Origin of the sequence: Geomonas terrae, assembly GCF_004791675.1 — a bacterium.
Taxonomy (GTDB): Bacteria; Desulfobacterota; Desulfuromonadia; order Geobacterales; family Geobacteraceae; genus Geomonas; species Geomonas edaphica.
In genome coordinates, this window is the sequence record NZ_SRSC01000002.1 from 881,104 (window position 1) to 902,640 (window position 21,537).

Below are 21,537 nucleotides of genomic sequence, written 5' to 3' on the forward strand. Positions count from 1 at the left end.
GGGAGCGTCAACTCGACGCTCCCCGGTCAGTTACTTCAAATAATCCTGAATCGATTTCACTTCCAGCTTGGACTGCGACATAGCTATGATGCCGTCCGCCGCGGCCCGCGCCCCGGAGGCTGTCGTGTAGTAGGCTACGTTGTGGATCAGGGTGTTCCTGCGGATCGAATAGGAATCGGCGACTGCCTGGGCACCGTGCGTGGTGTTGATGACCATGCAGATCTCGTTGTTCTTGATCATGTCCACTATGTGGGGACGCCCTTCAAGCACCTTGTTCACCACCTGCACCTTGACTCCCCTGTCCTGCAGGTAGGTCGCGGTGCCGCGGGTGGCGACCAATTCGAAGCCCTGATCATACAGTCTTTTGGCTGCGCTGACAATATGTTTTTTGTCAGCGTCCTTCACTGATATGAACACTTTACCGGCCGTAGGAAGCTTCACGTTGGCCCCCATCTGCGCCTTCGCATAGGCCTTGGCGAAGGTCTCGCCGATCCCCATGACCTCGCCGGTCGATTTCATCTCGGGTCCGAGGATGGTGTCGACCCCGGGGAACTTGGCGAAGGGGAAGACCGACTCTTTCACCGAGATGTGCTCGGGGATGATCTCTTCGGTGACGCCGAGCTCGGTGAGGGTCTTGCCGGCCATGACGCGGGCGGCGATCTTCGCGAGCGGCCTACCGGTCGCCTTGGAAACGAAGGGCGAGGTGCGGGAAGCGCGCGGGTTGACCTCGATGATGTAGATATCGTTGTCCTTCACGGCGTACTGGACGTTCATGAGCCCCTTGACGTTGAGTTCGAGCGCCATCACCTTGGTCTGGCGCCTGATCTCGTCGGCGATCTCCTGCGAGATGGAGTAAGGGGGGAGCGAGCATGCGGAATCGCCGGAATGGATACCGGCCTCCTCGATGTGCTCCATGATGCCGCCGATGACGGCGATGTTGCCATCGCAAAGCGCGTCGACGTCGATCTCTATCGCCTCGTCGAGGAACTTGTCGATGAGGATCGGGTGCTCTGGCGAGGCCTGCACCGCGGTGTGCATGTAGCGGCGCAGGTTGTCCACGTCGTAGACGATCTCCATGGCGCGGCCGCCAAGAACGTAGGAGGGACGCACCACGACCGGGTAGCCGATACGCTCGGCGACGGCCTCTGCCTCCTCGAAGGAGCGCGCGGTGCCGTTTTCGGGCTGGCGCAGGTTCAGCTTCTGCAGCATCTCCTGGAAGCGCTCACGGTCCTCGGCGCGGTCGATGGCGTCCGGCGAGGTGCCGATGATGGGCACGCCAGCCTTCTCGAGCGCGACAGCGAGTTTCAGCGGGGTCTGCCCGCCGAACTGCACGATGACGCCGGTCGGCTTCTCGACGTCGACGATGTTGAGCACGTCCTCGTAAGTGAGCGGTTCGAAGTAGAGACGGTCAGAGGTGTCGTAGTCGGTGGAGACGGTCTCCGGGTTGCAGTTGACCATGATGGTCTCGTAGCCGTCCTCGGCGAGGGCGAAGACGCCGTGCACGCAGCAGTAGTCGAACTCGATCCCCTGGCCGATGCGGTTCGGTCCGCCGCCCAGGATGATGATCTTCTTGCGGTTCGTCACGTCAGCCTCGCACTCCTCCTCGTAGGTCGAGTAGAGGTACGGGGTGTGGGCGACGAATTCGGCGGCGCAGGTGTCGACCCTCTTGAAGACGGGCTTCACGCCGAGGGAAAGACGGAGCTCGCGCACCTCCACTTCCGTTATCTTCCAGAGCTGGGCCAAGTACTTGTCCGAGAAGCCGTAGCGCTTGGCGTCCCAGATGGTGTCGCGCAGCGTTTCGCCTGACTTGTCCTTGATGTCGGCCTGTTTCAGGCATTCCTCCATCTCGATGATCTGGCGGATGTTGTGCAGGAACCAAGGGTCGATGGCGGTGAGGGCGTAGATTTCTTCCACGGTCATGCCGCAGCGGAAGGCGTCGCCGACATACCAGAGGCGGTCGCAGTTGGGGGTGCGCAGCTTGTCGTTAAGGAGCGTGCGCTCCTTTTCGGAAAGCGCCCGGCGGGTGTCGCCGCCTACGCCGAAGAAACGGGACTCGAAACCGCAGGAGCCGATCTCAAGGGAGCGAAGCGCCTTCTGGAAGCTCTCCTTGAAGGTGCGGCCGATGGACATGACCTCGCCCACCGATTTCATCTGCGTGGTGAGGGTCGCGTCCGCAGCCGGGAACTTCTCGAAGGTGAAGCGCGGGATCTTGGTCACCACGTAGTCGATGGTCGGCTCGAAGCAGGCCGGGGTCTCCTTGGTGATGTCGTTGGTGATCTCGTCCAGGGTGTAGCCGACCGCGAGTTTCGCCGCGATCTTCGCGATCGGGAAGCCGGTCGCCTTGGAGGCGAGCGCCGAGGAGCGGGAGACGCGCGGGTTCATCTCGATGACGATGAGGCGGCCGTTTTTCGGGTTGATGCCGAACTGGATGTTGGACCCGCCGGTGTCGACGCCGATCTCGCGGATGATCTTCAGCGAGGCGTCGCGCAGGATCTGGTATTCCTTGTCGGTGAGCGTCTGGGCCGGTGCCACGGTGATGGAGTCGCCGGTGTGCACGCCCATGGCGTCGAAGTTTTCGATGGAGCAGATGATGACGACGTTGTCAGCGGTGTCGCGCATCACCTCGAGCTCGTACTCCTTCCAGCCGATCAGGGACTCCTCGACCAGGATCTCGTCGGTCGGGGAAGCCTCGATGCCGGCCATGGACATGCGCTCGTACTCTTCCATGTTGTAGGCGATGCCGCCGCCGGTGCCGCCCAGGGTGAAGGAGGGGCGGATGATGGTCGGGAAGCCGACGTATTTGATCACGTCCATGGCCTCCTGGTAGTTGTGCGCGAGCCCCGACCTCGGGATATCGAGACCGATCTTCACCATCGCTTCCTTGAACAGGGTGCGGTCCTCGGCCTTCTTGATGGCCGGGAGTTTCGCGCCGATCAGCTCCACCCCGAACTTGTCGAGGGTGCCGTTCTCGGCCACCGCTACCGCCGTATTGAGCGCCGTCTGCCCGCCGAGGGTCGGCAGCACCGCGTCCGGGCGTTCCTTCTCGATGATCCTCGCGAGGACCTCCGGGGTGACCGGTTCGATGTAGGTGGCGTCGGCAAAGTCCGGGTCGGTCATGATGGTCGCCGGGTTCGAGTTGAGGAGTACTACCTGGTACCCTTCCTCCTTGAGCGCCTTGCAGGCCTGGGTGCCGGAATAGTCGAACTCGCACGCCTGGCCGATGACGATCGGGCCCGCGCCGATGATGAGGATCTTCTTGATGTCTGTGCGTTTAGGCATTTAAATCTCCTATTGAATCTAGTTCTACGTTCTATGTTCTATGTTCTACGTTAAAACCGAAATTCGGATTGTTTTTTAACTTAGAACGTAGAACCTAGAACGTAGAACCTGCTTTTAAGGTTCTTCCTGTACCCACCCGTTTTCCAGCTCCAGCTCTTCCAGGGCGTCGACCGCCTCGGCGTACTCTTCGCTGGTGATCCTTCTCTCAATCCCCGGCGTCTGCGCGGCGGCGTGCGCCGGGAAGTACTGGCTCATCAGGGCAATGTGGGTCTCGGCCCCTAAGTTCTCCGCGATCCAGCCGAGCGTCTCCGGACTCCCCGCCTGCCCCTTAGGCAGTACCAGGTGACGCACGATCAGGCCGCGCACCGCGATACCGTCTTCGTCACACTGAAGATGCCCAACCTGCCTCAACATCTCAGGAAGTGCCCGCCGGTTCACCTCGGTGTAACCCTTGGCACCGGAGAGCCTTACCGCTACTTCGTTCGAGCAGTACTTCATGTCGGGCAGATAGATATCCACCACGCCGTCCAAAAGCTCGAGGGTCTCAAGGCTCTCGTAACCGCTCGTGTTCCACACGATGGGGATTCTGAACCCCTTGCGGATGGCAAGGTAAAGGGCGGCCAGTATCTGCGGCGTGAAATGGGTCGGCGTGACGAAGTTTATGTTGTGCACGCCCTTTTTCTGCAGCCCCACCATCTTGTCGGCCAGCTGTCCCACCGTGAGGTCGGTCCCGTTTCTAAGCTGGCTGATCGGGAAGTTCTGGCAGAACTTGCAGTTCAGGGTGCAGCCCGACAGGAAGATGGTGCCGGAGCCCCGGGTTCCTGAGATGGGCGGCTCCTCCCCCCGGTGCACGTTGGCGGAGGCGATGCGCACTTCCTTGCCGCTTTCGCAAAGCCCCGTCTCTCCCGCCAGGCGGTTCACGCCGCAGGCGTGCGGGCAGATGTCGCATGCGGCGAGACGGGCGTAGGCTGCCTTTATGCGCCGGGTCAGCTCGCCGCTTTCATATAGTTCCAGATATTTCATGAACCTGATGCCGCGTCCTTCTACGCCTTGTGCTTCTCCATGAGTTCCACGAACCTGTTGAACAGGTAGTGGGAGTCGTGCGGCCCGGGGGACGCCTCGGGGTGGTGCTGCACCGAGAAGATCGGGAGCGTCTTGTGCGCCATCCCCTCGACGGTCTGGTCGTTCAGGTTCTCGTGGGCGAGCCCTGCCACGTTCTGCAGCGAGAGGATGTCCACGGAGAAGCCGTGGTTCTGCGCGGTGATCTCCACCTTTTTGGTCGCCATGTCCATGACCGGGAGGTTGGAGCCGTGGTTGCCGAACTTGAGCTTGATGGTGCGCCCGCCAAGGGCCAGGCCGAGCAACTGGTGGCCGAGGCAGATGCCGAAGATCGGCTTTTTGCCCACGAACTTCTTGATGTTCTCGATCACTTCCTTCATCGGCTCCGGGTCGCCCGGGCCGTTGGAGAGGAAGATGCCGTCCGGGTTCATGGCAAGTGCCGACTCGGCCGGGAAGGTGGCAGGCACGACGGTCACGTCACAGCCGGCGGAAACCAGGCAGCGCAGGATGTTCAGCTTGATGCCGAAGTCGTAGGCGACCACCTTGTACTTGAGATCCTTGCGGTCCACCTCGGGGTAACCGGTCTGCAGGTCCCAAAGCCCCTGGGTCCAGTGGTAGGGCTTATCGCAGGTAACGCCGGTGGCGAGATCGAGTCCGGACATGGACGGAATGGCGCGCGCCTTTTTTACCAGGCTCTCCGGGTCGAAGTCGACGGTGGAGATGATGCCGTTCTGGGCGCCCTTGTCGCGCAGGTGCCGGGTGAGCGCGCGGGTATCGATCCCCTGGATGCCGACCACGCCGTTTTCCTTCAGGTAGGCATCGAGGCTCATGGTGGCGCGGTAGTTCGAGTAGCAGTCGAGGTACTCGCGGACGATGAAGCCGGAGAGGTAGAGCTGGTTGCTCTCGATGTCCTCGGGGTTGATCCCGGTGTTGCCGATCTGGGTATAGGTCATGGTGACCATCTGCCCCCTGTACGAGGGGTCGGTGAGCACTTCCTGGTAGCCGGACATGGCGGTGTTGAACACCACCTCGCCGCTCGTTTCGCCCGTTGCGCCGAAGGCCTTCCCTTTGAAAATCCGGCCGTCCGCCAGAGCCAGTACTGCTTTCATGTATCTTCTCCCGAATCCGTTATATTTCTGCCGCGCCAAGAGGCGCGTATCTTCTCTATGGTCTGCCCCGCTGGAGTCTCCTTCGAGCGGTATTACGCCTGGTACACCACCTGCCCCTTGACGACGGTGTACACCGCCTTCCCTTTCACCTTCCAGCCGATGAACGGGGAGTTTTTAGACTTGCTCTCAAGCTTTGCCGCATCGACTTCCCACTCTTTCGCCGGATCGATGATGGTGACATCGGCCACCGCACCCGCCCTAAGTGTGCCGCGATCGATACCGAGGATTTTGGCCGGGTTGCACGACATTACCGAAATAAGCCCTTTAAGGTCCAGCACCCCCTCCTCGACGAGCTTCAGGGAAAGGGGGAGCGAGGTTTCGAGGCCTATGATGCCGTTCAGCGCGAGGTTGAACTCGACGTCCTTCTCGTCCAGGTGATGCGGCGCGTGGTCGGTTGCGATGGCATCGATGGTACCGTCGGCAAGACCGGCCTTCATCGCGGCGACGTCGGCGTCGCTTCTCAAGGGCGGGTTCATCTTGGCGTTGGTGTTGTAGCCGCGCACTGCCTCGTCGGTCAGGGTGAAGTAGTGCGGCGCCGTCTCGCAGGTGACCTTCACGCCGCGAGCCTTGGCGTTTCTGATGATGCGCGCAGAGCCTTCGGTGGAGATGTGTGCGATGTGGACCGGTGCGCCGGCGAACTCGGCCAGGTACACCTCGCGGGCCACGGCGATGTCTTCGGCAGCCCAGGGTATCCCCTTGAGTCCGAGCTCGGTGGAGACGAACCCTTCGTTCATCACCCCTTCGCCGACCAGGGCGAGATCCTCGGAGTGGGAGATCACGGTGATGCCGACCCCTTTCGCGTACTCGAGGGCACGGCGCATGAGTTCGGTGCTGCAAACCGGCTTGCCGTCGTCGGAAACCGCGACGCAGCCGGCCTCTTTCAGGTCGCCCATCTCGGCCAGGCTCTCACCCTTGCTTCCCTTGGTGATGGCACCGACCGGGAACACGTTCACCAGTGCCTCGCTCTTGGCCTTGTTGACCACGTAGCTTGCCACCGCCTTGTTGTCGATCACCGGAGAGGTGTTCGGCATGCAGGCGACCGAAGTGAAACCGCCGGCCGCAGCGGCGCGGCTGCCGGTGGCAATGTCCTCTTTGTACTCAAGGCCCGGATCGCGCAGGTGCACGTGCATGTCGATGAGTCCCGGGGTCACCAGGAGGCCGGAAGCGTCGATCACCTGAAACCCTTCCGGGGAGCCGAGCCCCTTGCCCAGTTCCAGGATGACGCCGTCCGCGATGAGGATGTCCATGGTCTCGTCGATCCCCTGCGAAGGATCGATCACCCGCCCGCCTTTTATCAGAAGATTCATCTTTATACCCTCCTAAACCCGTTCAAGGTTCAACGTTCAACGTTCAAGATGCCGCCCTGCCCGTGGCATCCAAAGCGGAACGGCTGCTTCATTCCAGGAAAGTTAAGATTCAACATCCGGTTCGACTAAAGCCTAACGTCGAACGTTGAACGTTGAACGTCCTCTCGGTTCTATTCGACGGGCTCGCCGCCGCAGACGTGATACAGCATGGCCATACGGACCGCTACGCCGTTTTCCACCTGCTTCAGGATGTGCGACTGGTCGCAGTCGGCGACGAAGGAGGAGAGCTCCACGCCGCGGTTGATCGGGCCGGGATGCATGACGATGGCATCCTTCTTCGCGAGAGCCAGCACGGCGGGGTTCAGACCGAAATAACGGGCGTACTCGCGCATGCTGGGAAGCAGGGTTTTCCCCTGACGCTCCAGCTGGATCCTCAGCATCATCACGACGTCGGCCTGGTCGACCGCCTCGCGCATGTCCTTGCAGACGGTGACGTTGCCAAGCCGCTCTATGCCGATCGGCATCATGGTCGGGGGACCGGCGAGGAAAACATGGGCGCCCATGGTGGTGAGCCCGTAGATGTCGGAGCGTGCGACGCGGCTGTGCGTGATGTCGCCTACGATGGCTACCTTGAGCCCCTCGAGCTTGCCGAACTTCTGACGCATGGTGAGCATGTCCAATAGCCCCTGGGAGGGGTGCTCATGCGCGCCGTCGCCCGCGTTGATCACGGAGCAGGAGACCCTTTTGGCGAGGTACTCGTGTGCGCCGGAGATGGAGTGGCGCATTACGATGATGTCGGGCTTCATGGCGAGGAGGTTGTTTGCGGTGTCGGAAAGGGTCTCACCCTTGGTGACGGAACTGGTCGACGCGGTGATGTTCACGGCGTCGGCGGAGAGTCTTTTCGCGGCGATCTCGAAGGAGGTGCGGGTCCTGGTGGAAGCCTCGTAGAAGAGGTTGATCACGGTCTTGCCGCGCAAGGTCGGCACCTTCTTGATGTCCCGACGGTTGATCTCGCTGAGACTGTCCGCCGTGTCGAGGAGCAGCTCAATCTCCTCTTTGTTCAGATCCTTCAGGGCAATGATGTCTTTGTGCCGAAAACCCATGGTCCCCCCCAAGAAACAAGTTTTACGCCATGCACCGTGCGAGGCGCGTTGAAACGATCAGACAATCACAAAAAGCTCCCTCCCCCATTGCGGGGGAGCAAACAGTTACTTCTGCAGGATGACTTCGGTCGGCTTGTTGTCGGCGTCGAACGCAACCATGATGTTCTCGCTGCGGCTGGTCGGCACGTTGCGGCCGACGAAGTCGGCGCGAATCGGCAGATCGCGGTGCCCGCGGTCCACCAGCACGGCCAACTGGATGCAGGAGGGACGCCCCTGGTCGATGATGGCGTCCATGGCGGCCCTTATGGTGCGACCGGTGAAGAGGACGTCGTCAACGAGCACGACCCTTTTCCCTTCCACGGAGAAGGGGAGCTCGGTCTTGCCGACCGGCAGGTGCTCGTGGTGCCCCTTTATGTCGTCGCGGTACATGGTTATGTCCACGGCGCCGACGGGGACTTCGACCCCCTCGATTTCGTTCAGGCGGTCACCTAGTTCCTGCGCGAGATATACGCCGCCGGTCCTGATGCCGACCAGCACGAGCCCTTCGACCCCCTTGTTCTTTTCCAGCACCTCGTGGGCTATCCTGGTGAGCGCCCTTTTTACGCCGGTGCCGTCCAGTATCACAGTGTTTTCAGCCATAATAACCCCCTGTCATCGGCGTAAGCGCCTGTCGTGAAAGTGTTGCGCCGGGGCGCGTAATTAAAAAAAGCCTTTCCGCGCAGATGGGCGAAAAGGCTCTTCCTTTAAATAGTAAAAGAGTACTTTATGCTTCACCTTTGCTAACCTCACGGGGCTAATTTAAAAGGCAACGATAAATTTGTGACAAAGTAGCATCGAGGGTCCACAGAGTCAAGGAAAAGAGGAGGTAAAGCACAAAGATTTAGATTAAGATTTGACAATAAATGGCGCACGATAAAGCGGCGACCTTGGAGGTTATAGAGGGGCCACAGAGAAGGCCGATAACGGCAGCTTACTCCGTGGAATCTGAAAACCTCCGTCTCCTCTGTAATAATGCTTCCGGGGTGTCCTCCCCTGCCCTTGCCATAGTCGCGGCAAAATGCTATAAGGCTCGGACCGTATGGGAATTTATTGACTCATGGCAGCCGCAAAGAGCGGCATAGCGCATCGAGGACAAAGGAAGACGTGATGTTGACAGGAAAACAGAAGAGATTTCTCCGGGCGCTCGGACACGGGCTGAAACCGGTGATACAGGTGGGCAAGAGTGACGTGAGCGAGGCGCTGATCCGCGAAACCTGCGAGGCGCTCGCCGCCCACGAGCTCATCAAGGTAAAGGTGCTGGAGAGCTGCCTCATGGACCGCCATAGCGTTGCGGAGGAGCTGTGCACCGCCTGCGAGGCGGAGCTCGCCCAGGTGCTCGGGCGCACCATGCTCCTTTACAAGCCGGCAAAGGAGCCGAAGCTGGAACTTCCCAAAGGGAAGTAGCTCGGCCAGCCACCAAGGACAAGAAAAAGCCTCCCCGCTCCGGCAGGGAGGCTTTTTTGTCTGGCCGGTAAAAGGTCAGCAGACACCGCAGGCGTTGAAATGGGAGGAGTACTTCATGTCCGTCCCCTGGATGTGATCCTGCAGCCAGCGTTTGAGGAATTCGAGAATTTCCGCGGTGAAGATGAGTCCTGCGTTGTCGACCCTCGCCTGCAGTTCGAGCGCCTTCTCCGCGAATGCGGCGTGCTCTTCCTTGTGCTCCGCGAGAGCCGGATACTGCAGCTTGCGCATGTACTCCTCCTCGGCGTCGAAGTGAGTTCTTGCGTAGCTGACCATGCTTGAGATGATCTCCTTCTGCGCCTCCTTCCCCACGCGCGCGATGTGCGCGTCATGCAGGGCGTTCAACATATCGACGAGTTTTTTGTGCTGCTCGTCGATCTCCTTCACTTTCACACTCAGTGAGTCGGTCCACTCGAAATACGCCATTGCCATCACCTCTGTAAGTAGGAATTCTCAGATGGCTTTAGATACCATATTTCCTAAGAGGTTCAAGCGCACTCTCACCGTTGAAGCGTTTACACAGAAAGTACACCTCGTCGACGTTTGAGTCTCACTGAAGTTTCCGCACCGCGTCGCGCAGCGTTGCAAGGCGGTATGGCTTCTGTACAAAACCGGTCACCGCTTCGCCGGTAAACTTCCTTGCCACCTCCTGCTCACTGTAACCGCTCGCTATAATCACCTTCACCACTGGATCGATGGAGTGCAACGCGCGATAACACTGCTCCCCATCCATGCGCGGCATGGTCAGATCGAGGATGACGAAGCTGAAATCACGGCTCTCGCTGAAACGCTGTACCGCCTCCTCACCGTCGGCAGCGGTGACGACGGTGAAGCCGAGCGCTTTCAGGAGTTCGGCCCCCACGCTACGCACCTCGTCCTCGTCGTCCACCAGCAGCACTCGCCCGTGTCCCTGCCAAAGCCCGGTCCCCCCGGCTGCTTCTGCGACCTTGGGTCTTTCATGCGCGGCTGGAAGAAAGACGCGTATCGTGGTTCCCACGCCGGGGTCGCTGTGCACCTTGATGCCGCCCCGGTGCCCCCTGACGATCCCCATCACCGCGGCCATCCCCAAGCCCCTGCCGGTGAACTTGGTGCTGAAGAAGGGATCGAATATCCGACCCGCGGTGTCCTGGTCCATGCCGCAGCCGTTATCGGAGACACCGATGAAAACGTAGCGCCCTTCGCCTCCCGGGTGCACGGGCCATGCATCCCGGAAAAAGCCGCCGTCACAGTGCTGGGCCCCGGTGGCAAGCTCGATCACCCCTTCCCTGTCCCCTATCGCTTCGGCGGCGTTGCACACGAGGTTCATGACAACCTGGCGGATCTGGCCAGGATCCGCGTCGACGGGGGGGAGCGACGAGGCCAGTTGATAACGCAGTTGCACCGACTCCGGCACGGCCTCCCTGATGGCTCCCTCCATCTCTTCGATCAGCCTGGAGAGGTCCAGTGACTGTACGAGGAACTTCCCCTTGCCCGAGTACGCCAGCATCTGCCTGGCCAGATCGGCAGCCTTCTCGGCCGATTTCTCGATGCGTTGCAGGTTTCCAAGCACGGGAGATTCGGGGGAAAGCTGCATCATCGCGAGGTCGGCGTTGCCGATGATGGAGGTGAGTATGTTGTTGAAGTCGTGAGCGACGCCACCGGCCAGGGTCCCCAGGCTCTCGAGCTTCTGGGCCTGAAGCCGTTGCCGCTCCCGCTCCGCCTGCTTGCGTTCGGCGATGTCACGGACGAACGCGCAGTTGAGTTCCTGGTGATCGAAGTGAACGTAGTTTGCCACAACCTCGATAGGCACAGTGCCGCCACCTTTGGTTTTATGTCTGGATTCGAACACTATGGTGCCCCGAGTGCGCAACTCCTCGAAGTGCCTGAGCCAGGCATCCTCCTTATGCTGGATGTCGAGATCCCATACCCGCATCCCCATAATTTCTTCGCGGGTGTACCCGACGCTGCGACATGCGGCGGGGTTGACGTCTATGATACGGCCGTCCCCGCGAATCCAGTATATGGCGTCGGACGCGGCGTCGACGCTGATCCGGATCATCTCGAGCTTCGCCTCGACCTTCTTCATCTCGGTAACGTCCCTCGACGCGCCGTAGCGTACCAGCTCGCCTGCCGCCTTCCCGGCGACACAAAGGCTCGTCTCGGAGATCCAGCGCACCTCCCCCTCCTTGCTGATCATCCGGAATTCTATGACATCCTGCTCGCCCGGAAGCATCGCCATCATGTGCGCCATGACCCGTTCGCGATCGTCGGGATGCACCGTCCCCATCCAACAGCCGACCTCGCAGATCTCCCGGGGACTGTAGCCCGACATGACCTTTAGTCCGCCTCCAGCCCAGGTTACACTGTAGGGTGCGTCGCCCATCCGGGAACACTTGTAGACGAAGTCGGAGGTGATCTCTGAGATGCAGCGATAATTCTCCTCGCTCTGGGTGAGCTGTTCCTCCATTTTCTTGCGCTCGGTCAGGTCGTACAGAAAAACCACGCTGGTCCCGGTGAAGCTTTCCGGAAGCCAGATGGCGCTGCAGAGCGCGGTGCGCGTGGCGCCGTCCTTGCTGACGATCCTCGCCTCGATCGGGGCGAAAGGACGGCCGGTGGTCCGGGCTTCATGAAGTTCCCGTTCCCACGCCGACGCCACCGTGTTGCGGTAGTCGAGGTCGGGATAGGCGCGGGGCCACCACTGCTCTACGGTGGGGACATCCTCGACCGTATAGCCGAATAGGTCACTGAAGCATCGGTTCAGGTAAAGGATCTTCCCGCTGCCGTCGTTCATGGCGATCGGTATGGGAGCTGATTCGATGACGGAGCGAAACTTGAGGTCGCTGCGGTGCAGTGCGTCCTGAACCTCCTTGCGGCGCAGGTTCTGCATCCCCTGCTCGGCCAGCATCTGCGCCAAGGCATGGATGAAGGTCAGGTTGCTGTGCAGATCCGCTTCGGTAAAAAGCGGAACGGTACGTATCGCTTCGAGGTAATCGCTCTCGTCGAAACCATAGCGGTGCGCCTGTTCGATGAAACGCTCCTCGTCCGGCGGTTCGGTGAAGAGCTGTCCGACGAAAACATCGCCCAGATGGTGTCCGTCAACGACGATCGGCGCAGCCACATCCACAAGCCCCATCGGGCAGCGGTGCGTTACGTGCCGGCCTGCCCTGGCGGGAGCCTTCGCCCGCTGTTGCTCCTCAACGCAAAATTTGCGCAGCTCCGGGATCATCCGGTGGAACCTTTTACAGATGTCCTGCCAGGCGGTAGAGGTAAGGACCGTGCCATCCACATCGATGACCGCGGATGGCATGCGGTATATTTCGTTGAAGGAACGGAGCAGTTCGTGCAACCTCGGGACGTCAAGCAACTCTTTGAGAGAGTAGTCCATCGGCCACCTCCATGCTCAAAAGGAAGGACAGTGTGAAGGAGAGTGTGGATCTTGAAAAGAATGTGACACAATCGTTGCGGTTTGCAAGGCTATGTCTTTGTAGGAACGTGATTTTTTTACTGTCACAGCGGGGTGCGTGGATGTGAAAAGAGAGGCAGGAGAGGCGGCAGCGCTCCCCTATGACACGGGGAGCGCTGCCTGCAAGCGTAGGTATAGAGTCAGACTCGCTCGTAGGGTTCGAAGAGCCTTTTGAACTCGTCAAGGGCGAAGCGATCGGTCATGCCTGCTATGTAGTCGCAGATGACCCGCTCGCGCCCTTCCCGCTCCATCTTCACCTGGTGTTTCTGGGGGAGAAGCGTCGGGTGCTTCAGGTAGACCTCAAACAGCTCGGCCAGGTAACGCTCTGCCTTCACCCGCATCCGCTCCACCTTATAGTGGCGGTAGAGGTTCTGGAACAAAAAGCGCTTGAGCGCCGCGTTTCTTTCGGCCATGGCGGGGCTGAAGGAGACCACCTGGAGGTTCACGCGGCGCAGGTCCTCCTGGGTCCTGATCCCGAGCTTCTCGATGTTCTGCGCGGTGGTCTCGACGAGGTCGAGGATGAGAACGCCGATGAGCGCGCTCACCGTCTGGCAGACACCGCGATCGACGTCGATGGAGGGATACTTCTCGAGGATCCGCTCGTGCACCTCGTTCCAGAGATCGACCTTCTTCAGCTGGTTCAGGTTGATGTAACCGGACTTCAATCCGTCGTCTATGTCGTGGTTGTTGTAGGCGATTTCGTCGGCGAAGTTGATGAGCTGCGCCTCGATGGCGGGTACCACGCCGGGAAGAAACTCGGCATAGGTCGCGCAGGGGGTGTCGTACTGCGAGGAGTGCTTCACGATCCCCTCGCGCACCTCCCAGGAAAGGTTCAGCCCGTTGAAGCCAGGATGGCGTTCCTCGAGCTCGTCGACCACCCTAAGCGACTGCAGGTTGTGCTCGAAGCCGCCGCACCCCTCCATGAGCCGGTTCAGCACCTCCTCGCCGGTGTGGCCGAAGGGGGTGTGCCCGAGGTCATGGGCAAGCGCCAGGGTCTCGGTCAGCTCCTCGTTGAGACCGAGCCTTCTGGCGATCCCCTTCCCTATCTGGGCCACCTCGAGGGAATGGGTGAGCCGGGTGCGGTAATAGTCCCCCTCGTGGTTCACGAAGACCTGGGTCTTGTACTCCAGACGACGGAACGCCGCGCAGTGAATGATGCGGTCGCGGTCCCTCTCGAAGGCGGGACGGTTGTCCCTGAACTCCTCCTGGTAGCGCCGCCCTCGGGATGTGGCGCTCGTGGCCGCGTAACTGGCCAGATCGGTGCGCTCCATGGCAATGCCGTCTCTCATCCGCCCCCCTGCTGAATCAGCTAAAAGTACGTAATTTATATACTGGTCGCCGACAGTGTCAACAGCAAAGTTGATTGACGCGGTGGTTGCATCGTGCTAATAGAGCTGCGTGCGACATACTGTCAGAACCGGAAGAAACGTCCGGATCAAAGGTAAGCCGCACCACGAAAACGCCCGAAGGAGAGGCCATGATGTATCAAGACCTGTGGTGGTCCTCATGCGGGTGATCGCAGGGAGCGCGCGCGGGCGCCAGCTGACAGCGCCCAAGAACATGCGGGTGCGGCCGACCGCGGACCGGGTGAAGGAGGCGCTTTTCAGCATCCTCGTCAGCCGCCTTGGCGACCTGACCGGGATGCGGGTTCTCGACCTCTTCGCCGGCACCGGAAACCTGGGCATCGAGGCGCTCTCACGAGGCGCGGAGTTCGCCCTTTTCGTCGATGCGCACCGCGAGTCCGCGGAACTGGTCCGCAAGAACCTGGAGCTGACGAGGCTTGCGGAGCACGCGAGGGTCGTGGTGCAGGAGGCAGGCGCCGCGCTCAAGTGGCTCTCGCGCGGGGAGCCCCCGTTCCACCTCGTGTTTCTCGACCCCCCATACGGCGAGGGGCACACGCAGAGGCTTTTGGAGCTGCTCGCGCAGTCGCCGGTCGTCGACGGCGGCACCACCGTCATCGCCGAGTTCTCGGTAAAAGAGGATGTACCCACGCGCTTCGGCAGGCTAAAGGAGAGCGAGCGCCGCATCTACGGCGACACCGCCCTCTCCTTCCTGACCATTACAGACAGAGGTGAAACGTGCCCCTGAGAGTAGCTGTCTATCCCGGTTCCTTCGATCCCGTGACCTACGGGCACCTGGACATCATCGACCGGGCCCTCAAGATCTTCGACGGCGTAATCGTCGCCGTCGCCCGCAATTCCGAGAAGAACGCGCTCTTCACCGTGCAGGAGCGGATCGACATGCTCACCGAGATCCTCAAGGACCGCCCCCAGGCAAGGGTGGAAACCTTCGAGGGGCTCCTCGTCGACTACGTGCGCCAGGCGGGCGCCACCGTGGTCATCCGCGGCCTGCGCGCCGTCTCCGACTTCGAGTTCGAATTCCAGCTGGCCCAGATGAACCGCAACATCACCCGCGAGGTGGAGACCCTCTTCATGATGACCTCGGTCCCTTACAGCTACCTCTCCTCCTCCATCGTGAAAGAGGTGAGCCACCTGAACGGCCCGGTGGACAAGCTGGTGCCGCCCCTGGTGAAAAACGCCCTGGACGAGAAGTTCAGGCCGGCGCGGTGACCGGGAGGGCGGCTGCGATACACTGATAAGAGGCGTTTGCGTTGAGCGGCGCCTTTTTTATTACCAGGCTTTCAACGAGCCAAGGACCATCGGGAGGAAAACATGATCAGCAAGGAGATGACCATCAGCGACATCCTCAGACGCTACCCGCAGACCCTTCCCGTCTTCGAACGCTACGGCCTGGACTGCTACGACTGCCAGATCGCCGAGTTCGAGCAGCTCGAACATGGTGCGACGGTGCACAAGGTGAACCTGGACGCACTGCTCGCCGAATTGAACCGCTGCATCTCCTAAGTCCCGCCTCGCTTCGCGACGACGCCGCTAGCCACCCAAGAGGAGGCGGAGGATCTCCGCCTCGTCATATCCGGCGCTTCCACACTTCCCCTGTTCACCTTCAATAAACATCATTTTAAATCCCGGTAAACACCACTTCTCCCCTAGACACCACCTACATTGTGATGCCATAATGTCGCCCGCTCCAGTATCGACGCAACCTTAGCCGAAAGATTAAATTTACCTACCAGTTCATTATTGAATTGACTTTTTACCAAAACTGAATAATTTTAGCCGAAGTAAAACACTGGATTATTATGTAGAGGAACGGCGAATGTCAGAATACAACATCGGTCCGCGACTGAAGAAACTCCGCCTTGCGAGAAAACTGACCCTGCAGGCGGTGGCCACGGAGACGGGGTTCTCGCCGGCACTCATATCGCAGATCGAGAACGATAACGTCTCCCCGCCGATCGCCACGCTCTCCAAGATCGCCAAGTTCTTCGACATCAAGCTTGCGCAGCTTTTCAGCGAGGACGAGGACGACCGCAAGTTCGAGGTCGTCCGCGCCGGCGAACGCCACATCGTGCCGCGCGTCATCTCCAAGGAAGGTACCAAGCAGGGGTACTTCTACGAATCGCTCTCCTTTTACAAACAGAACAAGAAGATGGACGCCTTCATGGTCACCCTGACCGAAAAGGCGCCCGAGGCGAACACCTACAGCCACGACGGCGAGGAATTCATCTACGTCATGCGGGGAAACGCCGACTTCATCCTGGACGACAACAAGATCACCCTGCACGAGGGGGATTCCCTCTACTTCGAATCGAGCATGGGACACCGGCTCCTAAGCCACGACGGCAAGGAGGTCAAGGTGCTGGTCGTGGTCACCAAGTAGAGGCATAACCGGAAGCAGACCGTTTCAATGGCGGGCAGCCGCTCACCCAATGGGTCAAAGGAGGACTTACATGAGCAAAAAGTTAGGGGCACTGGACTATCACTCCAGCGGCAGGAAGGGCAAGATCGAAGTCATCGCCACCAAACCGTGCCAGACCGCGGCGGACCTGTCGCTAGCCTACTCTCCCGGGGTCGCCGAGCCCTGCCTCGCCATTCAGCAGAATCCGGATGACGCCTACAAGTACACCGCCAAGGGAAACCTGGTCGCGGTGGTGTCCAACGGCACCGCGGTTCTCGGGCTCGGTAACCTGGGCGCTCTCGCCGGCAAGCCGGTCATGGAGGGGAAAGGTGTCCTCTTCAAGCGCTTCGCCGACATCGACGTCTTCGACATCGAGCTGAACACGGAGAACCCGGACGAGATCATCAAGGCGTGCCAGCTTTTGGAGCCCACCTTCGGCGGCATAAACCTCGAGGACATCAAGGCGCCGGAGTGCTTCTACATCGAGGAGACGCTCAAAAAGACCATGAACATCCCGGTCTTCCATGACGACCAGCACGGCACCGCCATCATCTCCTCCGCGGCCCTTCTGAACGCGCTGCAGCTGACCGGCAAGAAGATCGAGGAGATCAGGATCGTGGTGAACGGGGCGGGCGCCTCGGCGAACTCATGCGCGAAGCTCGCCATAGCGCTCGGCGTGAAACCGAACAACATGATCATGTGCGACACCAAGGGTGTCATCTACAAGGGGCGGGTCGAGGGGATGAACCCCTACAAGGAGCTCTTCGCGGCCGACACGCCTTTCCGCACCCTCGAAGAGGCCGCGGCCGGGGCCGACGTCCTTTTCGGGCTCTCCGCCAAAGGCGCCTTCACCCCCGAGATGATCCGGAGCATGGCGCCAAACCCGATCATCTTCGCCATGGCGAACCCGGACCCGGAGATCACCCCGGAAGAGGCGCACGCCGTGCGCGGCGACGTCATCATGGCGACCGGCAGAAGCGACTACCCGAACCAGGTGAACAACGTGCTCGGCTTCCCCTTCATCTTCCGCGGCGCCCTCGACGTCCGTGCCACCGCGATCAACGAGGAGATGAAGCTGGCCGCCGTGCATGCGCTTGCGAAGCTTACCCGCGAGGAAGTGCCCGATTCCGTATCCAAGGCCTACGGCAACGAGAAGTTCACCTTCGGGGTCAACTACATCATCCCGAAGCCCTTCGATCCGCGCGTCCTTTTGCACGTGGCACCGGCGATCGCCCAGGCGGCCATGGACACCGGCGTCGCACGCCAGCCGATCGAGGACATGGCGAAATACATCGAGCAGCTCGAGTGCTCGCAGGGCAAATCCAAAGAGGTCATGCGCATGATCATCAACAAGGCGAAGAGCGACCCGAAAAAGGTCGTCTTCCCCGAGGGTGACAACGAGAAGATCCTGCGCGCGGCCCAGACCCTCGTCGAGGAGGGAATCGCGCAGCCGATCCTCGTCGGAGACAAAAAGAAGATCCTGCAGAAGATGGACGAGCTGAACCTCGACCTGGACGTACCGATCGTCGATCCGACCGAGTCGGAGCACACCGAGTCGTACGCGCAGGAGCTCTACCGCCGGCGCCAGAGAAAGGGACTCACCCTCACCGAGTGCCAGCGCATCATGCGCAGAAAGTCGCGAGTCCAGTTCGCGACCATGATGGTGGCGCAGGGGCACGCCGACACCCTTTTGGGCGGCATCGACACGCATTACCCGGAGACGATCCGCCCGGCGCTGCAGGTGCTCGGCAAGCAGGCCGGTCTCTCCAGCGTGCACGGCCTGTACATGATGGTGTTCAAGAAGGAGGTCTACTTCCTGGCAGACACCACGGTAACCATCGACCCGACCGCAGAGGAGCTCGCCGAAACCGCGATCCTTGCGGCAGAAAAGGTCGCCATGCTCGGCATCGAGCCGAGAATCGCCATGCTTTCCTTCTCGAACTTCGGCTCGGTGGACCACCCGCAGACGAGAAAGGTGAAGCGCGCCGTCGAACTCGTCAAGGAGCGCGCCCCCGGCCTCATCGTCGAGGGTGAGATGCAGGCGGACACCGCGGTGGTCCCCGAGCTCCTCGAAGGGTTCACCTTCTCGAAACTGAAGACCCCGGCGAACGTCCTCATCTTCCCGGACTTAAACTCCGGCAACATCTGCTACAAGCTTTTGCGCCGTCTGGGAGGCGCCGAGGCGATCGGTCCCATCCTCATGGGGATGAACAAGCCGGTGCACGTGCTGCAGCGCGGCGACGACGTGAACGACGTCGTCAACATGGCCGCCATCGCCGTGGTCGATGTGCAGAACGTCTAGACACGCACGCCCCCGCCCGTATACCGGGCGGGGGTCTCTTTTCCTTGACTTGCAGGGACTTTGGGCTTAGAAAAGTGTTTTGCACAAACGACAACCAAGGAACCGAAACCAATGTCTCTTCTCCAAAAAGTTCTCGACAACAACAATAAGTTCGTCAGACCTGGCGCGTTCCCCCCCCTTCCAAAAGATCCCAAGAAACAGCTGGCCATATTCACCTGCATGGACACGAGGCTCGTCGATTTCCTCGAACCCGCCATGGGAATCAAGCGCGGCGACGCAAAGGTGATCAAGAACGCCGGCAATACCCTGGTCGACCCCAACGGCGGCGTGATCCGCAGCCTCGTAGCCGCCGTGTTCCTCTTAGGCGTCGAGGAGATCTTCGTGATCGGCCACAAGGATTGCGGCATGGCGTCGGTGGACGTGGACCTGCTCAAGCAGAAGATGGTGGAGCGCGGTGTCGATCCCGCCGCCATCGAAGGCCTCGACCCGGATCTCGGCCAGTGGGTGGGCGCCTTCAGCTGCCCGGAAGAAAACGTGGAGCGGGTCACCTCGATCATCCGCAACAGCCCCCTCATCCCGAAGGACGTGCCGGTGCACGGCCTTATCTTCTGCCCGAACGACGGGCACCTGGAAGTCATCGTCTCCGGTTACTGAGCCTGACGACGGTGACCGACTCAAAAGGCCCGCTCTCTCTCTGAGGGATGCGGGTCTTTTCTTTTTGTCGGCACCCACCCAGGCGTGCATACTCAAAGAGCCGGAAAGGCGCGGTTTTCACGACTGAACGCGCCAGTTTTGAGCTTGCAAAATAAGATAAAACTTCATAAAGTGTTCGGCGTGAAACGAGGAACACTCCGCATAGCTGCCATCTTAATACTGATGGTCTCTGTTTTGACCCTGAGCGGCTTGACGGCCACCGCGGCCGCCATGGCGCAACAGGCCCCTGGCATCTCCTGCCTCGACAGCGGCTGCGACGACCACCCCGTCCCAGGTGCAGGGCACGGCGCCTCGCCCGACTGTCACTGTTTCGCCTGCATCACCATGATCCTGCAGACTTCCATCTCCGTTGCCCGCGTTACCGTTGACGCGGCTCCCCTCCCCCTGCTCCCGCCGAAGCGGCATCCCCTGAGCTCCTTTGTGCGCAGCATAGACTACCCACCCGAGACGGCCTGAAACCTACGGAGCATCGCTTCGGCGCGCGCGCAACCAACTTACTCAGGAGAAAAGCATGCAAAAGGTAGCAATCACCGCAATATCGGTCCTCCTCGGAGCGGCCTTGATCTTCATGATGGTAAAGGTATTCGAGGGAAAGACGATCGGGGTAAACGAAGTGGGTAGCCCGAAAACGCACACCGGCACCATCACCATCACCGGCGTTATGGCCGGCTCCTCCCAGTACGACAAGTCCGTGATCGGCATCATGGATACCAAGGAGGCGGAGTGCAAAACCGGCTGCGAGAAACTCTACATCCCGGTGAAGTGCCCCGGCGGAGAGCAGCCGGTGATCGGCGATGAAATAAAGGCGAGCGGCAAGTTCCAGAAACTCCCGGCAGGCTACGTCTTCGTGGCGAGAAAGCTGAAGGTCGTGAAACACCACGATATCGCACCGCAACAGGCTCCACCTAAGAGCTGATCCACCCCGGGTAAGCCGCCCAGCGATTGAACGAAGAAAAGCCTGTCCGCTGCGGACAGGCTTTTCTTTTTTGGCGCAAAGTAAAAGAGCGGCGCTTTACAGGATGGCCGCGCCGAAGGCCGAGGCGGCAAGCTCGACGGCGATTTTCGCGGTGCGGTTACTGTTGTCGAGGATCGGGTTGATCTCGACGATATCCATCGAGCTCAAAAGGCCGGAGTCGGCGATGATCTCCATCAACAGCTGCGCCTCCCGATAGGTGATGCCGCCGGGTGCCGTTGTCCCCACCCCGGGCACCTCGAGGGGATCAAGCCCGTCCAGGTCGAGGCTCACGTGCAGCCGCGTCCTGTGGGCAAGCCTTCCCAGCGCCTCGCGCGCCACCGCCGCCATGCCGCGTTCATCGATGTCGCGCATGGTGTAGGCCATGATGCCGCTTTCGCGCAGGCGCACCCTTTCCTGCGGATCGAGCTCCCGAAGCCCTATGATGACTATGTCGGAGGCGTGCAGCTTGGGGCCGGGGCGTCCCACGTCGACCAGCTCGGGGAACCCCTCACCCAAAAGTGCGGCGAGCGCCATGCCGTGGATGTTGCCTGTTATGGTACTTTGCGGCGTGTTGAAATCGGCGTGAGCGTCCACCCAGATCACCGCGGCAGGATGCTCGTCGGTGACCCCGCCTATGGACCCGACCGACATGGAATGGTCCCCCCCCATGAAAATGGGAAGATACCCCTGCGCCACGGCGCTCGCCCCCGCCCGGTAAACGGTCTCGCACACCGCCGTGATCGAGGGGAGGTAACGCTGCTCCCGCTCCGCGCCGAGGACGTCCCTGACCGGAACCGGAAGGTTCCCCATGTCCTCGACCAGATACCCAAGCCCCGAGAGGCGCGCCGCGAGTCCGGCATAGCGAAGCGCACCGGGCCCCAGGTCCACGCCGCGCTGTTCCTGTCCCAGGTCAACCGGGACCCCTATCATCCTGACGCTGTTCTCCAT

19 protein-coding genes are annotated in these 21,537 nt (G+C 60.7%); 9 read left to right on the plus strand and 10 right to left on the minus strand.

What is annotated here, in order from left to right:
- Positions 1-30 precede the first annotated feature (30 nt).
- The 6 genes from carB to pyrR form a co-directional block, all read right to left on the minus strand.
- A complete protein-coding gene (carB, locus tag E4633_RS11040) occupies positions 31-3,279 on the minus strand; it encodes a carbamoyl-phosphate synthase large subunit (RefSeq protein ID WP_135870288.1) in 3,249 nt (1,082 codons plus the stop codon).
- Between the two features lie 114 nt (positions 3,280-3,393).
- Entirely contained in the window at positions 3,394-4,302 is a 909-nt protein-coding gene (locus tag E4633_RS11045; protein WP_135870289.1) for a radical SAM protein, read from the minus strand.
- A gap of 20 nt (positions 4,303-4,322) precedes the next feature.
- Positions 4,323-5,447 (minus strand): glutamine-hydrolyzing carbamoyl-phosphate synthase small subunit, encoded by a 1,125-nt coding sequence (gene carA, locus E4633_RS11050; RefSeq protein ID WP_135870290.1) that lies wholly within the window; start codon positions 5,445-5,447, stop codon positions 4,323-4,325.
- A gap of 92 nt (positions 5,448-5,539) precedes the next feature.
- Positions 5,540-6,814 (minus strand): dihydroorotase, encoded by a 1,275-nt coding sequence (locus E4633_RS11055; protein ID WP_135870291.1) that lies wholly within the window; start codon positions 6,812-6,814, stop codon positions 5,540-5,542.
- 170 nt (positions 6,815-6,984) lie between these two features.
- Positions 6,985-7,917: an aspartate carbamoyltransferase catalytic subunit gene (locus E4633_RS11060; RefSeq protein WP_135870292.1), complete on the minus strand. Its 933-nt coding sequence runs from the start codon at positions 7,915-7,917 to the stop codon at positions 6,985-6,987.
- A gap of 105 nt (positions 7,918-8,022) precedes the next feature.
- On the minus strand, positions 8,023-8,556 hold the full coding sequence (pyrR, locus tag E4633_RS11065; RefSeq protein WP_135870293.1) for a bifunctional pyr operon transcriptional regulator/uracil phosphoribosyltransferase PyrR: 534 nt from the start codon (positions 8,554-8,556) through the stop codon (positions 8,023-8,025).
- 507 nt (positions 8,557-9,063) lie between these two features.
- Between pyrR and yhbY the strand changes: the two genes are divergently transcribed.
- Entirely contained in the window at positions 9,064-9,360 is a 297-nt protein-coding gene (yhbY, locus tag E4633_RS11070; protein ID WP_135870294.1) for a ribosome assembly RNA-binding protein YhbY, read from the plus strand.
- Between the two features lie 75 nt (positions 9,361-9,435).
- Here the strand turns inward: yhbY and E4633_RS11075 are convergent, their stop codons facing one another.
- From E4633_RS11075 to E4633_RS11085, 3 genes are all read right to left on the minus strand, one after another.
- Positions 9,436-9,843, minus strand: a complete 408-nt coding sequence (locus E4633_RS11075; RefSeq protein ID WP_162604568.1) for a bacteriohemerythrin — start codon at positions 9,841-9,843, stop codon at positions 9,436-9,438.
- A 124-nt stretch (positions 9,844-9,967) separates the two neighbouring features.
- The gene (locus E4633_RS11080) at positions 9,968-12,781 is read right to left on the minus strand and encodes a PocR ligand-binding domain-containing protein (RefSeq protein ID WP_135870296.1); all 2,814 of its coding nucleotides are present in this window, start codon (positions 12,779-12,781) and stop codon (positions 9,968-9,970) included.
- A 218-nt stretch (positions 12,782-12,999) separates the two neighbouring features.
- Positions 13,000-14,148: a deoxyguanosinetriphosphate triphosphohydrolase gene (locus tag E4633_RS11085; RefSeq protein WP_135870297.1), complete on the minus strand. Its 1,149-nt coding sequence runs from the start codon at positions 14,146-14,148 to the stop codon at positions 13,000-13,002.
- Positions 14,149-14,365: 217 nt separating this feature from the next.
- Here E4633_RS11085 and rsmD point away from each other — a divergent pair, with 217 nt between their 5' ends.
- The 8 genes from rsmD to E4633_RS11125 all read left to right on the plus strand — a co-directional run bounded on the left by rsmD (position 14,366) and on the right by E4633_RS11125 (position 20,550).
- A complete protein-coding gene (gene rsmD, locus E4633_RS11090) occupies positions 14,366-14,947 on the plus strand; it encodes a 16S rRNA (guanine(966)-N(2))-methyltransferase RsmD (RefSeq protein ID WP_135870298.1) in 582 nt (193 codons plus the stop codon).
- Complete coding sequence (gene coaD / locus E4633_RS11095; protein WP_135870299.1) at positions 14,938-15,429, plus strand: pantetheine-phosphate adenylyltransferase; 492 nt, start codon at positions 14,938-14,940, stop codon at positions 15,427-15,429. The genes rsmD and coaD overlap by 10 nt, the downstream gene beginning before the upstream one ends.
- 102 nt (positions 15,430-15,531) lie before the next feature.
- Positions 15,532-15,723 (plus strand): DUF1858 domain-containing protein, encoded by a 192-nt coding sequence (locus E4633_RS11100; protein ID WP_129125839.1) that lies wholly within the window; start codon positions 15,532-15,534, stop codon positions 15,721-15,723.
- 313 nt (positions 15,724-16,036) lie between these two features.
- Positions 16,037-16,600: a helix-turn-helix domain-containing protein gene (locus tag E4633_RS11105; protein WP_129125840.1), complete on the plus strand. Its 564-nt coding sequence runs from the start codon at positions 16,037-16,039 to the stop codon at positions 16,598-16,600.
- 70 nt (positions 16,601-16,670) lie between these two features.
- On the plus strand, positions 16,671-18,920 hold the full coding sequence (locus tag E4633_RS11110; protein WP_135870300.1) for an NADP-dependent malic enzyme: 2,250 nt from the start codon (positions 16,671-16,673) through the stop codon (positions 18,918-18,920).
- A gap of 111 nt (positions 18,921-19,031) precedes the next feature.
- Positions 19,032-19,574 (plus strand): beta-class carbonic anhydrase, encoded by a 543-nt coding sequence (locus tag E4633_RS11115; RefSeq protein WP_135870301.1) that lies wholly within the window; start codon positions 19,032-19,034, stop codon positions 19,572-19,574.
- 180 nt (positions 19,575-19,754) lie between these two features.
- Positions 19,755-20,090 carry a hypothetical protein gene (locus tag E4633_RS11120; protein ID WP_135870302.1) on the plus strand — a complete coding sequence of 112 codons (336 nt, stop codon included), beginning with the start codon at positions 19,755-19,757 and terminating at the stop codon, positions 20,088-20,090.
- A gap of 55 nt (positions 20,091-20,145) precedes the next feature.
- The gene (locus E4633_RS11125; protein ID WP_135870303.1) at positions 20,146-20,550 is read left to right on the plus strand and encodes a hypothetical protein; all 405 of its coding nucleotides are present in this window, start codon (positions 20,146-20,148) and stop codon (positions 20,548-20,550) included.
- A gap of 96 nt (positions 20,551-20,646) precedes the next feature.
- On the opposite strand, the gene rocF is transcribed toward E4633_RS11125, so the two are convergent.
- Positions 20,647-21,537: an arginase gene (rocF, locus tag E4633_RS11130; RefSeq protein WP_135870304.1), complete on the minus strand. Its 891-nt coding sequence runs from the start codon at positions 21,535-21,537 to the stop codon at positions 20,647-20,649.